The 14146-nt window shown below is 41.1% G+C and carries 17 protein-coding genes and 1 pseudogene; 10 read left to right on the forward strand and 8 right to left on the reverse strand.

Annotated elements, in window-relative coordinates; translation table 11 throughout:
• Positions 1-325: 325 nt before the first annotated feature.
• Positions 326-466: a septal ring lytic transglycosylase RlpA family protein gene (locus tag MKP07_RS36955; RefSeq protein WP_240853023.1), complete on the forward strand. Its 141-nt coding sequence runs from the start codon at positions 326-328 to the stop codon at positions 464-466.
• A 39-nt stretch (positions 467-505) separates the two neighbouring features.
• Here MKP07_RS36955 and MKP07_RS36960 read toward each other — a convergent pair whose 3' ends face one another.
• From MKP07_RS36960 to MKP07_RS36980, 5 genes are all read right to left on the reverse strand, one after another.
• On the reverse strand, positions 506-1966 hold the full coding sequence (locus MKP07_RS36960) for a hypothetical protein (protein ID WP_240853024.1): 1461 nt from the start codon (positions 1964-1966) through the stop codon (positions 506-508).
• Positions 1967-2095: 129 nt separating this feature from the next.
• Positions 2096-3193, reverse strand: coding sequence for a class II fructose-bisphosphate aldolase (gene fbaA / locus MKP07_RS36965; protein ID WP_317236280.1), 1098 nt, complete (start codon positions 3191-3193; stop codon positions 2096-2098).
• A 73-nt stretch (positions 3194-3266) separates the two neighbouring features.
• The gene (locus tag MKP07_RS36970) at positions 3267-4910 is read right to left on the reverse strand and encodes a RagB/SusD family nutrient uptake outer membrane protein (RefSeq protein ID WP_240853025.1); all 1644 of its coding nucleotides are present in this window, start codon (positions 4908-4910) and stop codon (positions 3267-3269) included.
• A 385-nt stretch (positions 4911-5295) separates the two neighbouring features.
• Positions 5296-5826 (reverse strand): DUF4919 domain-containing protein, encoded by a 531-nt coding sequence (locus MKP07_RS36975; RefSeq protein WP_240853026.1) that lies wholly within the window; start codon positions 5824-5826, stop codon positions 5296-5298.
• Positions 5827-5945: 119 nt separating this feature from the next.
• A complete protein-coding gene (locus MKP07_RS36980; RefSeq protein ID WP_240853027.1) occupies positions 5946-6890 on the reverse strand; it encodes a hypothetical protein in 945 nt (314 codons plus the stop codon).
• A 255-nt stretch (positions 6891-7145) separates the two neighbouring features.
• Here MKP07_RS36980 and MKP07_RS36985 point away from each other — a divergent pair, with 255 nt between their 5' ends.
• The 4 genes from MKP07_RS36985 (at position 7146) to MKP07_RS37000 (ending at position 8659) form a co-directional block, all read left to right on the forward strand.
• The gene (locus tag MKP07_RS36985; protein ID WP_240853028.1) at positions 7146-7427 is read left to right on the forward strand and encodes a lysophospholipid acyltransferase family protein; all 282 of its coding nucleotides are present in this window, start codon (positions 7146-7148) and stop codon (positions 7425-7427) included.
• Between the two features lie 247 nt (positions 7428-7674).
• Positions 7675-7914, forward strand: coding sequence for a lysophospholipid acyltransferase family protein (locus tag MKP07_RS36990; RefSeq protein ID WP_240853029.1), 240 nt, complete (start codon positions 7675-7677; stop codon positions 7912-7914).
• Between the two features lie 59 nt (positions 7915-7973).
• Positions 7974-8330: a hypothetical protein gene (locus MKP07_RS36995; RefSeq protein WP_240853030.1), complete on the forward strand. Its 357-nt coding sequence runs from the start codon at positions 7974-7976 to the stop codon at positions 8328-8330.
• Between the two features lie 89 nt (positions 8331-8419).
• Complete coding sequence (locus tag MKP07_RS37000; protein ID WP_240853031.1) at positions 8420-8659, forward strand: hypothetical protein; 240 nt, start codon at positions 8420-8422, stop codon at positions 8657-8659.
• Here the strand turns inward: MKP07_RS37000 and folP are convergent.
• The gene (folP, locus tag MKP07_RS37005) at positions 8633-9463 is read right to left on the reverse strand and encodes a dihydropteroate synthase (protein WP_240853032.1); all 831 of its coding nucleotides are present in this window, start codon (positions 9461-9463) and stop codon (positions 8633-8635) included. The two genes, MKP07_RS37000 and folP, sit on opposite strands and share 27 nt — an antisense overlap.
• 168 nt (positions 9464-9631) lie before the next feature.
• Between folP and MKP07_RS37010 the strand changes: the two genes are divergently transcribed.
• From MKP07_RS37010 to MKP07_RS37035, 5 genes and pseudogenes are all read left to right on the forward strand, one after another.
• Positions 9632-10180: a DUF1599 domain-containing protein gene (locus MKP07_RS37010; RefSeq protein WP_240853033.1), complete on the forward strand. Its 549-nt coding sequence runs from the start codon at positions 9632-9634 to the stop codon at positions 10178-10180.
• Positions 10181-10185: 5 nt separating this feature from the next.
• Positions 10186-11126 (forward strand): annotated as a pseudogene (locus tag MKP07_RS37020) (BT_3928 family protein).
• Positions 11087-11290, forward strand: a complete 204-nt coding sequence (locus tag MKP07_RS37025; protein WP_240853036.1) for a hypothetical protein — start codon at positions 11087-11089, stop codon at positions 11288-11290. The pseudogene MKP07_RS37020 and the gene MKP07_RS37025 overlap by 40 nt, the downstream one beginning before the upstream one ends.
• A gap of 77 nt (positions 11291-11367) precedes the next feature.
• A complete protein-coding gene (locus MKP07_RS37030; RefSeq protein ID WP_240853037.1) occupies positions 11368-12111 on the forward strand; it encodes an ABC transporter permease in 744 nt (247 codons plus the stop codon).
• Positions 12057-12356, forward strand: a complete 300-nt coding sequence (locus MKP07_RS37035) for an ABC transporter permease (protein WP_240853085.1) — start codon at positions 12057-12059, stop codon at positions 12354-12356. Before MKP07_RS37030 ends, MKP07_RS37035 begins: the two co-directional genes overlap by 55 nt.
• A gap of 232 nt (positions 12357-12588) precedes the next feature.
• On the opposite strand, the gene MKP07_RS37040 is transcribed toward MKP07_RS37035, so the two are convergent.
• Positions 12589-12870 carry a DUF721 domain-containing protein gene (locus tag MKP07_RS37040; protein ID WP_240853038.1) on the reverse strand — a complete coding sequence of 94 codons (282 nt, stop codon included), beginning with the start codon at positions 12868-12870 and terminating at the stop codon, positions 12589-12591.
• 33 nt (positions 12871-12903) lie between these two features.
• Positions 12904-13986 carry a DNA replication/repair protein RecF gene (gene recF / locus MKP07_RS37045; RefSeq protein WP_240853039.1) on the reverse strand — a complete coding sequence of 361 codons (1083 nt, stop codon included), beginning with the start codon at positions 13984-13986 and terminating at the stop codon, positions 12904-12906.
• Positions 13987-14146 lie beyond the last annotated feature (160 nt).

A 14146-nucleotide genomic window follows, 5' to 3' on the forward strand; every position in this document is an offset into this window, starting at 1 on the left:
TGCATGTTAGTAAAATAACGTTATAAGGGCGCAGTAAAATAAAACTTGTTTTTCGGCGTTTATTGTTTAACTAAAATATCTCACATGAAGAAATGGTTAGTTCTGTTTTTTGCTTTTATTTTCAGCTATGCTAAAAGCTTCGCTCAAAGTACTTCGCAAAAAGCATCGTATTATCACAGCAAGTTCAATGGTCGTAAAACCGCAACGGGTGATATTTACAGAGACTATCTTTTAACAGCAGCATCTAATATCTACAAATTAGGCACACGTTTATTGGTTACCAAAAAAAACAGGTCAAAGTGTACAGGTTGTAGTAAACGACAGGATGGCCCCACATGTAAAGGGCCGGGTGGATTTAAGCAAATCTGCTTTTCAGAAAATTGCTCATTCGGGTAATGGCCTGGTTCCGGTAGAAGTTAAAATATTAGAAGGTAAAAAGATGACAATAATTCTTTATAAGAATTAATGAAAGTTAGTTGAAAGCCCCGCAAATTGCGGGGCTTTCTTATTGGGGAAATAGTTTTGTCAGTACCACATCGTTTCCTTTCTGCATTAAAGCATACATATAGCCCATCCTGAATTTATCTTTTAAAACTGTTCTTGGCAGTATGGCGGTTATTTCGCTTTTCCCTGCTTTGTCAATCAAAATGTTTTTTTGGCCGCCTGCACTGCCTGGTGCAGCAGATATTACTACTGTTTCATCGGTGGAAGCACTCTTTACATTTTTTATTTTATCATTGGCTCTGCCCGGGTTTTGGGGTAACTCATTATAAATGCAAAAGGTGGTATCGTTATAGGAAAGCGGGATGAAGCCCATATACCTGACACTTGCCGGCCTGGCTACCTGTTTTTTATAGATCCTGCTTATATCTTTCAACATAAAATTACTGTCGATATCCAGAGCAATAATATTACCTAAATTATAACCGGTGGGTACACCGTAAGTGGAGGTCATTAGCCTGCTTTCAAATAAAACCCGTAGTCCGGTTTTGATGGGAATAATATCGGTAAGGATGCAGGACGCCAGAGAAAAATCTTCGCTATCCGCCCCTTCAACAGCTTCCGCTTTAAATGGAATCACAGCTTTATTCAGTACACGCTGCTCTTTCAAATCGGCGGTAACCAGATACACGCCTCTCGCCTTTTGGGCAAAAATACCGGTGGTGTAGGGCGACAGCAGGTATAACACACCATTTTCCATATAGGAACCAAACTTTCCGGCGATATTAATTTTGCTCCCGGCAGACGGGTTGATGTCGATAGTTTGTGCTTTCTGGGAAGATGATGAATAGAAACTAAGAAACCAACCCGCTGTTTTTTCATTAAGCCTATCCCGCTCCAACCGGCAAATGGTTTCTCCGTTATTAAAAGATTCTTCGAGAAACCGGGAATTGTCTATGACAAAGTCCTGGGATTCCAGTTTATTTCCTTCGTAATCGAAGTGATCAAGATTAAGATAGTAATTCCCTTTATTTCTCTTATATCCGTAAGATAAAAATTTATTGTCCAAGGGGCGGTTGCTAACCAAAAAAGTACCAGCTTTCCTCTCGTTTTTTCCCGGCAGTTCATCCAGTTGTTTTATGGCCCCCATCCGTTTTCCTGTTGCATCAAAAGCCATCATTTCCAGTTTTATAGCCTGGTCGGATTTGTTGAAATAGGAGTAAAAAACCAGGAACCGGTCTTTAAGAACAAACAGGTTTTCAAAATCAAATTTTACACTGTCTTTAGAGGGGAGTGGTATGGGAATGTGCGCAGTCTGTGATAAATCGCTTTTAAGAAAGATGTCTAAAAAATAAGCAGACCTGTTATAGTTAAAAGCGTAAAGATTACTGGAATCCTGTTGAAATAAAGTAAAATAAATATTGCTGTAATTATCGATTTTAGCACCGTAATTATAGGCCAGTAGTTGCGATTTACTTGTTAAGGTAAATAAAGCGGGTATAAAGATTAGCAGTATATATTTCATAAGGTTTAAGTTTTGAAAGTTCAATTTACTGCCGCTAAATTAACTAAAAGTTGCAACTGGTGTAGACTGAACATAGAAAAACCACTCCGGCTAAGGAGTGGTTGATTAGGTTGAAGCATTAAAATGCTATTATGCGTTTTTGCCGATACAGTTCAGATCTTCAAAAGCAATTTCAAGACGTTTAACAAAAGTCTCTTCACCTTTGCGTAACCATACGCGCGGATCGTAATACTTTTTGTTAGGTTTGTCATCACCTTCAGGGTTACCTAACTGGCCTTGCAGGTATGCTTCGTTCTTTTTGTAATAATCAAAAACACCTTCAGCAAATGCCCACTGCATATCGGTATCCAGGTTCATTTTGATAGCGCCATAACCCAGTGCTTCACGAATCTGGCTTTGTTCAGAACCGCTACCACCATGGAATACAAAATAAACAGGTTTATTGCTGCTGGTTTTGAATTTCTCAGCGATGAATTTCTGGCTGTTATCCAGGATCACCGGAGTTAACTGAACGTTACCTGGTTTGTAAACACCATGTACGTTACCGAAAGCTGCGGCTACCGTAAACATATTGCTTACAGTGCTCAGTTGTTCGTACGCATAAGCTACTTCTTCTGGCTGTGTATATAATTTAGAGTTATCAACGTCGGTATTATCTACACCATCTTCTTCACCACCGGTAACACCTAATTCAATTTCGATGCTCATGCCCAGTGGATCCATGCGCTTAAAGAACTCCAGCGAAGTGGCAATGTTTTCTTCGATAGGCTCTTCGCTCAAATCCAGCATGTGAGAGCTGAATAAAGGCTGTCCTTTTTCTTTATAGAATTTCTCTCCTTCGTCAATTAGAGCACTGATCCATGGCAACCATTTTTTTGCAGCATGGTCGGTATGTAAAACTACGGGTACTCCATAGTATTTAGCTACTGTATGTACATGAAGTGCACCACTTACTGCACCAAAAATATTAGCTTCCAGGTTTTTGTTCGGCATTCCTTTTCCGGCAAAAAATTGCGCACCACCATTGCTGAACTGGATCATTACCGGCGAGTTTACTTTCGCTGCGGTTTCCAGTACGGCATTTACGCTATCCGTTCCTACCACGTTTACTGCGGGCAGGGCAAAACTATTGTCTTTAGCATCGTTGTAAAGAGCTTCAAGCTCCTTGCCGTGTAAATACCGGCTGTGTACTTGGCCATTTTGTTCTTTATTGTTTTTATTAATAATATATACCTTAAAGCAGGCTCGCTAAGATAATAATAATATGTGATACATACACGAAGGGGGATAAATTGTCGTTTTAATAACCTGGGTTTTGTGTCATATTAGGATTTATCAACACCTGGTTTAATGGAATGGGTAGTAGCTTATTATGGGCCTTATATCCCTGGGTGCTTAAAAGTAGCCCGGCCAGTTCCCATCTTACCATAGATGAAAAATGATAGCCTTCCAACGGAGCTTCCTGTTGTGTTACCTGGTTAAGTTGCTCCAGTGCGTTGGCAGATGTAAGAACTACGGGCGTTCTGCTGCTCCTGCTTTGTAGTTGATTTAAAACCGCCTGAGCCTGATTGATATTTCCGAGCCTGATATGGGCTTCTGCGTTTAATAATAGTACTTCGGCATATCTTAAATCCGGGAATACAGGCCGATTTTGAAAATATGTTTTAAATGCCGTCGTTGGTTCAGGCATGCCATTCCAGATGATTTCTTTATTAGTTGTATTCTGGTATACCTCGTTTGCAGAGGTAGTTAACTCATACCTTCTGCTATTAATAATAGCATTGGTGGATTGCAGCACAGCCGCATAATCTTTTTGAGCCAGTTGCAATTTGGCAAGAATCGTTAATCCTGACCATCTGTTTAAGTAGCCGTTATGCTGGAAAACTTCGGGCATTTCATTGATAAAACCAGCTATATCTCCTACAACGTAATTGATGATGTCATTAGCCGGCTGACGTGGTGGATAGAAGTCGGTAGAATTGTAGGTGGTCATTAACGGAACATCACCAAATGTGGTAACCAGGCCCAGGTATGCAGCTGCCCGCAATAGTTTCGACTGCCACACATAATGCTGTAATGGCAACGGTATGTTGGCCTGGTTGATCCCTATAACATAGTTACAGTTGTTGATGGCTTTCCATGGCTCCGACCATATATCATTGATAAGGCTGGTAGACGGATTAAATGTAAAATTGCGAAATAGTGCCCACTGGCCTGCAGGCAGGGCGTTCTGACTCATATATGCATCCGCCATTACTTGCTTTTCTTTAATCTGGGATAAGGTAGCGTAGGAGCCGTTCACAATCTGGAATAAGGTCTGGTAATAAGAGTCGCCTTGTACGCCTTTTAATAGTTGTATTGTTTCACTGCCTTGCTTTTGAATGACAACATTTCTTTGGGGCAGCGGTTGGAAATCCTGGTTGGTAATGGCCCCGTCGGCGTTCAGGTCTTTCCATGCAAAAGTGCCGGGGAACGCATAAGGTTGCTGAGGTGATATGACCGAGGTAGACTGGATCAGCGAATCGGATGATAAGCCCCATACGAGTCCGTCATTTCTCAACTCTTTCCTGAACTCAGATTGAAAATAAAAAGTGTTAGATGCGTCTACCATGTCCTGGGTTGAAATATAGTATTTTCCCGGAGGCAGGCTATCAAAAAGCGCTGCTCCATTGCTGCCGGTAATTGCTTCAAAAGCATATTTTGGATTATCAGGATGTTGCCAGGTGGCAGCAAAGTCGGACTGCGAGTGAAACAGGTAGACTGTCATTCCGGCAGCAGGCTTACCCTTGCTTTGAGCGGGAGTCCATTCAGTAGCGTCATAAACTATAACGGATAGTTTTCCATAATTCTGAGCTGCAGGCACTGGTTCTTCTTCCGGTAAAATATCTTTATCCCGTTCGCAGGAAATAAATATAATAAGCAGCAGCAGGACGATATATCTCATAATTTTTTTGATAGGGTTAAACAATTGTCAGAGGTTATAGCCATTCATAAAGGTAGGTAAATAGTTATTCAGTCAACAGGGAAGTAGAATATGTAGATTATTTCGACATCTCTTTCGGCTTCATAATCTCTATAAAGACGTTGAACTTCTCCTTAACCTTTGTTTCGTTTTGGGCGAAGGTTACAGCGGCACTAAAATAAGGGGAGCTTACAAACTGGTCTCTGACAGTGCTTTTTTTATGACTGCAGTATATCGCTTATTTTGTGCCGATGGGCAGATGGAAGTCAATAAAAAAGCGATAATGACAAACAGCTGTTTCAGGTGCATGGTTGTTGTTTTTTAATGATCTGACAGATATGTTTTAACTAGTAGGGATGTAGTACCTCTATAAAAAAGCAGCTTCCTTTGGGTTATCTTTCCTGGTAACCACCCAGCGGTCAATAACCGAATTGCTCTTACTTTTTGATGTTCTGGATTTACCTATTAATCCCAGCATATCCATCAGCATATACTCATCTTCAATACTGGTTACTTTCAGTGTAGATGTGTCGGTAGTACCTATTCCATTTAGTGTAACAGATTTTAGCAGCAATTGGAGTTTGGCTTTTGTTAGTTGAATTTCGGTCTCTTTTTTTGTTTCTATGTAACTGGCGAGTAAGAGTATCAATACTTTTAAATCCGTTGCGTTAGTTTTAAGAAGCGCTTCTCCCACAGGTATCATTTCAGCAAATTTTCTATCTTTTGCCAGCGCTTCAAGCGGCTTTTTTGCGAATAGATTCTGAAAAGCATCGTGACCTTTTTGGAAGAGTTTGCCATAGTAAACAATGGCTCCTTCATTGGGATAAAGATATTGCGGTGTTTCATTGAATTTTTTCAATAGTGCCTTATAACCTGTTGGCGAACTGGTGTCGAGCACTGCTTTTTTAAGTGCTACCGTATCGAGCTCATTCGGGTTTTGGGCGAATGAATAAATAGTAGCAGTTAGGCAAAAGATCAGCGTGAATAGGTGTTTTTATGCATGACAGGTGGTGCGTTTTAATTGATCCGTTTTACCAGGCTTCTCGTTTTTTCCTGTATGAGCTTCAGGTTACGGCGAAGCATATATTTTAGATGCAGCTTTAATACCTGGCCCATTGATTTGCATCGGCTAAAAGCCTGTGTTTTGAAATGCTCGTTAAGCTGGCTGATCAGTAGGTCCTGTTTTTCAGGAGGACTAACTGTATCACGGGACATAATGTTGAGCAGCTCCATGAGGCGAAACCGGGTTACTGCTACACGGTAGGCCATCGCAGACCATTCTTCTGCTTTATATTGTTCAATAGATTCTGTATTGAGTTGCCCCAAAACGGTGGTTACAAATGCATTATTTTCTTTAAAGAACTGGGGCATATACAAATGTTTTCGCCCCTCGTAAGACTGCTGGTCAAAGTCGATAGCCCTTATACGGTATTGATAGCTCTCAATATCAGGTGTGGCCACCACCACAAAGTTATAAGCACGCATATCGCCCAATAAACGAACGAAGCAGCGCTCGTTAAACTTTACAAATTCTTTTGCAAACCGGGTCTTATTGGTTTCATCCTTGTTCAGGTATTGATCCAGGAACACGTCGCCGGGCAAGCCTGGGATATGCTCTTCTACCAGTGTACCTCTGTCCGTGTAAAATGTAAGCCGGTTGGGCGAGAGAAAATGCTCCAGTTCCAGCCCATAAATCCGCGAAGCATCGGTGATCTTAATATAGTAGTGGTCAAAATTGGAATTGAATTTATTTACAATCCTGATGCGAAAGGGTAGGGAATTACCAAAAGAGCAATAGTCGATCCTGGCAACATCCAGCTGATCGGCAAAACTCATATCGCCCTCCGTTTTGAGGATGGCATATATTTTAACCAAACCTTCCCGCAGGTAGTCCCAGTCCCGTTTATCATAAATGGCTTTCTCCCAGTAAGTGCTGTTGCCTTGCCCATCCTTAATAGGCACCGACCAGGTAAAATTCAGCAGGTCGGTATGAGATACCGGTAAACTGACCTCTCTTCCCTGGCGGACAAGATAGCTGGCCAGTTCATTATTAACAGGATACAGGATCTTTTTTTGGAAGGCCGATTATTAAGTATCTCCAAATCGTTCATAACCACAAAATAGGAAAGCTATATGACAAAAGATATAAATTTTATTGATCAGTTAAATATAAAATAATTGCTGTTAAATAATAATTAATTACTTTAAACCGTTATTTTGCCTGCGCTAATGGGAAAGTTGATAGAAAGATTAAAAAGTACAAGCCTGGTTAAAAAGCTGGTACACCTGGTGGTGGGGATATGCACTTATCCTGGCATCGCTATATTTAATAAATTACGCATTAAGGGTTCTGATAAAGTAAAAGCTTTACCCAAAACCAATGTACTGTTTGTTTGTAATCACCAGACCTATTTCCTGGATGTGATTACGATGTTCCATATTTTTCGGCTGTTAAATGGGGTAAAAAAGATCGGTTGGGCATACCTTTTTATATGCTGAACCCATTTACAAGAGTAAATTATGTGGCTGCTGAACAAACCATGAAAAGTAGCTGGATGAGCAGGCTTTTTTACTGGCAGGCGGACTTACTGTACGGCGTACCTGGAGCGAGACCAGCAAAGAGCAAAGGGCGGGTCTTGATCCGAGTGATACCCGAAAGATTGAAAGATCTTTAAAAAATAACTGGATCATTACCTTCCCGCAGGGAACAACTACACCTTATGCACCGGCGCGTAAAGGCACTGCATTGATTATTAAGCATCATAAGCCCATTGTGATACCCGTTGTGATCAATGGATTTTCCAAAGCTTTTAATAAAACCGGCGTAACGCTTCGCAAAAAAGGAACCCTGCTTACAGTAACCTTTAAGGATCCTCTGGAGATCGACTACGATGCCTCCGCATTGGAAATAACTGAGCAATTAATGGATGCAATAGAGCAAAGCAAGAAATTTATGCCAGAGGTGTTAACCGCCGATCGTCAATAAAACGGACGCGCTTTATTATAGCTATGAGATGCTTTTTTCTTTTGATGCTCTTGTGTTGGATGGGGACACCATCGAACGCGCAGCTTAGCGTTTATAAAAAAGAATTTCAAAATTATATACCCAAAGGATGGGTGCTGGATACTGCGTTAAAAGGTGATCTTAATAAAGACAGGCAGGCAGATGCGGTATTGGTTTTGAGAAATACCCAGTCATCCAATTTTAGAAAGAATGAAGGGTTAGGTATGAATCTACTGGATCTGAATCCGCGTAGACTGTTGATACTTTTTAAAACCGGTACCGGTTACACAAAAGAACTTAGTACGGATGTTTTTCTTCCCTCCATCAACGATGAGGAGAGTACCTGCCTGGAAGATCCTTTATCCGAAGGCGGGATTGAGATATCAAAGGTTTACTGAAGATCCGTTTACATTACTGGCTGAGCTGTGGCAGTTGGTACGTCACCGATTATGATTATACTTTCCGTTATCAGAACAAAAAATTTGAAATGATTGGTCTCGATGTATCGTCTTTTCACAGGGCATCCGGGGAGTCGTCTGTTACCAGCTATAATTTTTCTACACGTAAAAAACAAACAATTACCGGAATGAACGAGTTTGAGGAAACTTATGTTAAACCGGTTGAGAAATGGGAAAAGATCCGCAGTACCCGCGTATGGGACCTGTCAAAAATGACCGGTGAAACCGGGTTGGAGAAATCGTTAATAAGGATATATAGATCCGGTTAATTGAATAGCTTCTGTGGCCTGCTTTACATCATGTACCCGTAAAATATTTGCTCCGTTAAGAAGTCCGATCGTATTTAACACAGTAGTTCCGTTGAGCGCCTGCTCTGCATCTGTGCCCAGCGTTCGGTAAATAAAGCCTTTGCGGCTCAAACCCAGCAGTATCGGCAGATCCAGTATTTTAAAAAGATCCAGATTTTTCAATAGTGTGAAGTTGTGCGAAGCTGTTTTGCCAAAACCAAGGCCGGGGTCCAGGATAATGTCCTTAATGCCCTTACTTCTAAGGAAAGCGGTTTTCTGTATTAAAAAATCGAGCACTTCCCTGCACACATTTTCGTATTGCGGATCGGTTTGCATTGTTTGCGGCGTTCCTTGCATGTGCATTAAAATATAGGGCACATTGAGTGAGGCCACGGTGTCGATCAACTCTTCGTCAAGACTGCCTGCGCTAATATCGTTCACGATAGATGCACCGGCCTTAACGGCTTCCTTAGCCACTTTTGCGTAAAAGGTATCCACTGAAATAATGGTCTCAGGGAAAATTTCATGTATTGCTTCTATGGCCGGTATCACGCGGGCTAATTCTTCATCTGCTGATATAAGCTCGCTGCCTGGCCGGGTACTTTGTCCGCCTATGTCCAATATCACCGCTCCGTCCCTGATCATTTGCTGTGCCCTCATTAACAGTGGATCTCCGGTTGTGTAGCGATTGCCGCTGTAAAAGGAATCGTCATTGATGTTCAGAATTCCCATAACAATGGGCTGCTTGATAGTGAGTAAATTACCTTTACAATTAAGTGTGAACATCAATATTTGTTTTGCTATTTTTGTTGGAATTGCTTCTCAGAAGCTAAGGTAGGGGATTGGTTGAAAAAGTTGACAGGTTTATTAGTTGAAAAGTTGATAGCTAAGTACTTCTTAGCTGGCAGGCTTAAACTTACTTTATGGTATCCCCTCCACATCAAATAAAATTACATGACAAAAACAAACGAACAATACAATGCAGTGATCGCATCCTGCCAAAACGTTTTTTTTAAGAAGAATAAGGATTACGGAACGGCATGGCGCGTACTACGCACCATTTCTATTGTTGATCAGATCTATATTAAGGCGCAGCGCATCAGAACCATCCAGGAGAAACAACAGCAGATGATTGCCGATGATATAGCGGGTGAGTTCCTGGGTATCATCAATTACTCGGTAATTGGCTTAATACAGCTGGAGTTACCCCAGGATGCACCATGGGATTTGCCTGCAGACCAGGTTGAGGAGGCCTACAAAAAACATATAGCTGATACTAAAAACCTGATGCAAAGTAAAAATCATGATTACGGAGAAGCCTGGCGCAGTATGAGCCAGGAGGGGCTTACAGATCTTATCCTGATGAAGCTGTTTCGTATCCGGCAGATTCTCCATAATGATGGAAAAACTTTAATCAGTGAAGGCATTGATGCTAACTATCACGATATTATTAACTACTCGGTTTTTGCACTGATATTGGATAGCGAATCCGGGAATAAATAAATGCAATGAAGGTAATTGTAAATGTAGCCCGTATTATAGTGGGCGTTCTTTTTATTTTCTCAGGGTTGGTAAAAGCAAATGATCCAATAGGGCTGAGTTACAAAATGCAGGAATTTTTCCTGGTTTGGGGAACCAGCTTCCTGGATGGTATTTCGCTGGCGCTTTCTGTTTTGATGATCGCTTTTGAGATCATTGCGGCGTCGCGCTGCTACTTGGCTGGCGTATTAAAACAATTAACTGGTTACTGTTATTGCTGATCCTGTTCTTTACCTTTTTAACCGGCTATGCCTACTTATCGGGTAAGTTTAAAAACTGCGGATGTTTTGGCGATTGTATCCCTATTACCGCTCAAACTTCTTTTATCAAGGATATTGTTTTACTGGTGTTAATACTGGTGATCTTTTTTAACAGGAAGTATATTAAACCTGTATTTGCCAAAGGCGCTACAACCGGTTTATTGTTGCTGACCACTATATTCAGCTTTGCTGCACAGTGGTATACTTTAAAATACCTGCCGGTAGCCGACTGTTTGCCTTTTAAAAAGGGTAATAATATAGCCCAGCAAATGCAGATGCCGGCGAATGCGATACCTGATAGCACCATTATTACGTTTATATATGAAAAGGCCGGTAAGAATGTAGAGTTTACAGCAGAAACATTTCCCGATGATTTTGACGACAGCACCTATAAGTTTATTAATCGCTACGACAAAGTGATCAGGCCCGGCGTAAATAATGAACCGGCGATCAAGGCTTTTGGTCTTACAGCGCCTGACGGGACCGACTTGACGCAGGAGCTGCTGAATATTGATAAGGTCGTATTGTTGTTTGTGGAAGGGGCTGAAACTCCTCTGGAAAAATGGCAGGAAGGTTTTGCCAGACTTGTTGCAGATGCACAAAAAAGAATATGCCTGTTTACATTGTCAGTAGTGCAGCTGCTCGCTTAAAGCCTGCTATTGGTAAAACAGGGTTTAATAATGTCACCATTCTTAGTGGCGATAATACAATGATAAGAACAGCAGCGCGTACCAATCCTACCGTGTATGTGCTGAACAAAGGGACTATTATAGATAAAAGGAGCTATAAGAATTTTGATAAAGTAAGTTTTTAGTGTATGGTGTTAGATGTGCGGTGTAATAAGAATCGTCCGTACATCGTACATCCAACATCTTGCATCAAACATCACCCATGGTACAATACCTTATTAAAAAGATCCTCTACAGTATACTGGTTTTAGCTGGTGTAGTAGTATTGGTATTCTTTTTATTTCAGGGGTTTGGCGATCCTGCACGTTTAGTAATGGGGCAAACGGGTGATGCCAAAACCCAGGAGAATATCCGGAAGGAGTTGTACCTGGATCAGCCTAAATGGAAACAATTTTTGTTGTATGTAAATGATGTGTCACCCATTGCTATTCATTATAAGGACGAAATCGATGCCAAGCAACTTAAAGGTGTTTTTATTGGCGGGGAGCGTAAGCTAGGCATAAAAATACCTTATCTCAGAAGATCTTATCAAAGTAAACGGGAAGTTGGCTCCATATTAATGCAGGCTTTACCCGGCACTATTATGCTTACAATTGCTGCTATGGCTATTGCGGTAGTGGTAGGCATCCCGTTGGGTGTGGTGGCTGCGGTAAAACAAAATACCTGGCTCGATACCGGTGCTATTTTTTCAAGCATTGTAGGCATTTCAGCGCCTTCTTTCTTCATGGGAATTGTTATTGCTTATTTCTTCGGTTTTGTATTGACCAAATACACAGGACTACAAATTAGCGGCAACTGGTTTGATATCGATGAGGTAACGGGGAGCGTATTTTTGGCTTTAAAAACCTGCTGCTTCCTGCTATTACCCTGGGTATCCGTCCACTGGCTATTATTACGCAACTTACGCGTAGTGCTATGTTGGATGTGCTGGACCAGGACTATATAAGAACCGCTTATGCTAAAGGATTAAGTAAGCGGGTAGTTGTTTGGCGGCATGCTTTAAAAAATGCATTAAACCCTGTGATAACTGCTATTACCGGTTGGTTTGCCGAGCTGCTGGCAGGCGCTTTTTTTGTGGAGTATATTTTTGGGTGGCAGGGTATTGGAAAAGTAACGGTAGATGCTTTGGAAAAACTGGATTACCCTGTGGTAATGGGGTCGGTATTGATCTCCGCTACTTTTTTGTACTAATGAATATTATAGCCGATTTACTGTATGGCGTGTTTGATCCGAGGGTGAGGAGGTAGTGAGTAGGGGCAGCAAGTAGCTATAAGGGAGACGGTGTGTTCGATGTTCATGTTTTTGCGCCTTTGTTTTTTGTTAGCTCTGCGTGAGATTAGCAAGTAGAATAATAGCGAGTGGCGAGTAGGGGCAGTAAGGGTTTGCTAATCTTAAGTTTTAAACCTGTAATAACAAACAGGTATTATTTCACAATAACTTCCTTGATCACTTTTCCACCCAGCGCTTCATTCACCCTTTCAATGATCTTAGATCGCTGGTAAACCAGCTCATGCCTCAAAGGGGCTACGGAAGTATATACAAACAATTTATCTCCTATAATATGCAGTTTGTCAGTATAACGGGCTACGGTCTTTCCCATTATATTCTCCCATACGGCATCAATTTCCAATGCCTGTATATCGCCTCTGATACGACTTTTATTTAAAAACTCTTTTAATGCTTCGCCCAAAGAATATTCGCCCATACTATAAAAATTTAATCAACTTCTGTAACCAGCTTACAAAGATATCAAATCAAAGTCGGCATTTAGAGTTTCCAGGTGTTTTGTTAATCTTTCCGGGTTGGTATCGGTAATAAAAACCTGTCCGTTGTTCTCCAGGCAAACTTTCTGCAACAGGTTACTGATGCGCTCTTCATCCAGTTTTTCAAAAACATCATCTAGTAATAAAAAAGGAGTAATTTTTTTCTCCTGCGTAATTACCTGTAGCTCCGTTAGTTTTAGGGCAAAAAGCAGGCTCTTGCGCTGCCCTTGCGAGGCGATATTTTTAAAGGGTTGCTGATTGAGTTGCAGGATAACATCATCTCGGTGGATACCGGCCGTAGTACGTTGAAGCAGCCGGTCCTTATTGAGTGTTGCCGAGAGTAATTCTTCAAACGAGGTCTCCAATAACCTGCTATCATATAATATAGAAAGGTTTTCCTCTTTTTGAGCAATCTCTGTATATAACCTTTTTACTTTGGGCAGAAAGGATACGAGAAACTGGCTTCTTTGTTCAAATATATAATTGCCCGGCACAATCAATTGATCTGTTAAGATCTGTAATAACGCTTCATCCAGCCTGCCGGTATCGGCGGCCGATTTCAATAAGGAATTGCGTTGCTGCAAAATCTTGTTATATTGAATAAGCTTTTGAAGATATTCAGGATTGAGCTGCGATAACAAAGAGTCCAGAAAGCTGCGCCTTTCTTCACTGCCTCCGGTAATCAATACTGCGTCGTCGGGTGCAATTACTACACAGGGATACCGGCCTATATGTTGGGAGAATTTTTCGTAGGCATCACCATTGATCAGGAACTCTTTTTTATTGTTCTCCCTCAGGATGCAGGTGGCTGTATCTTCTGTACCTTCTTTCGAAAATTTACCTTCCAGTCTGAAGCCCTTTGAACCCTGGTGCACATTAACAGCATCAGAAGTACTGAAATAGCTTTTGGTAAAACACAAATAATGAATGGCGTCCAGTATATTGGTTTTACCTACTCCATTTTTTCCGCAAATTCCAATTACGTTTTTGCGAAATTCAAAAACCTTGTTAGTGTAGTTTTTAAACTGGAATAGCGATATGGAATTAAGCCGCAGCATTTATACAAAAATAGGCTTTGACAGGTATAATCTGATATGCTGCAATAAACAGGTATTTGCAGTTTTGCATTGACTGTTCAAAATGGTATTTTGCAGGATATATACAGTTACTTATAAAGAAGCGTGAAACAATTATAAATTTTGGAAGAACCCGGCACTG

This window comes from Paraniabella hibiscisoli, assembly GCF_022512515.1.
GTDB classification, from domain to species: domain Bacteria; phylum Bacteroidota; class Bacteroidia; order Chitinophagales; family Chitinophagaceae; genus Niabella; species Niabella hibiscisoli.

Bases quoted from the DNA above. Each gene is read 5' to 3' on its own strand.
- MKP07_RS37010 (WP_240853033.1), top strand. From the start codon at position 9,632: ATGACAAAAACAAACGAACAATACAATGCAGTGATCGCATCCTGCCAA.
- MKP07_RS37030 (WP_240853037.1), top strand. From the start codon at position 11,368: ATGGTACAATACCTTATTAAAAAGATCCTCTACAGTATACTGGTTTTA.
- folP (WP_240853032.1), bottom strand. From the start codon at position 9,463: ATGTTCACACTTAATTGTAAAGGTAATTTACTCACTATCAAGCAGCCC.
- MKP07_RS36960 (WP_240853024.1), bottom strand. From the start codon at position 1,966: ATGAAATATATACTGCTAATCTTTATACCCGCTTTATTTACCTTAACA.
- MKP07_RS37000 (WP_240853031.1), top strand. From the start codon at position 8,420: ATGATTGGTCTCGATGTATCGTCTTTTCACAGGGCATCCGGGGAGTCG.
- MKP07_RS36995 (WP_240853030.1), top strand. From the start codon at position 7,974: ATGGGGACACCATCGAACGCGCAGCTTAGCGTTTATAAAAAAGAATTT.
- MKP07_RS37025 (WP_240853036.1), top strand. From the start codon at position 11,087: ATGCCTGTTTACATTGTCAGTAGTGCAGCTGCTCGCTTAAAGCCTGCT.
- recF (WP_240853039.1), bottom strand. From the start codon at position 13,986: ATGCTGCGGCTTAATTCCATATCGCTATTCCAGTTTAAAAACTACACT.
- MKP07_RS36970 (WP_240853025.1), bottom strand. From the start codon at position 4,910: ATGAGATATATCGTCCTGCTGCTGCTTATTATATTTATTTCCTGCGAA.
- MKP07_RS36955 (WP_240853023.1), top strand. From the start codon at position 326: ATGGCCCCACATGTAAAGGGCCGGGTGGATTTAAGCAAATCTGCTTTT.
- MKP07_RS37040 (WP_240853038.1), bottom strand. From the start codon at position 12,870: ATGGGCGAATATTCTTTGGGCGAAGCATTAAAAGAGTTTTTAAATAAA.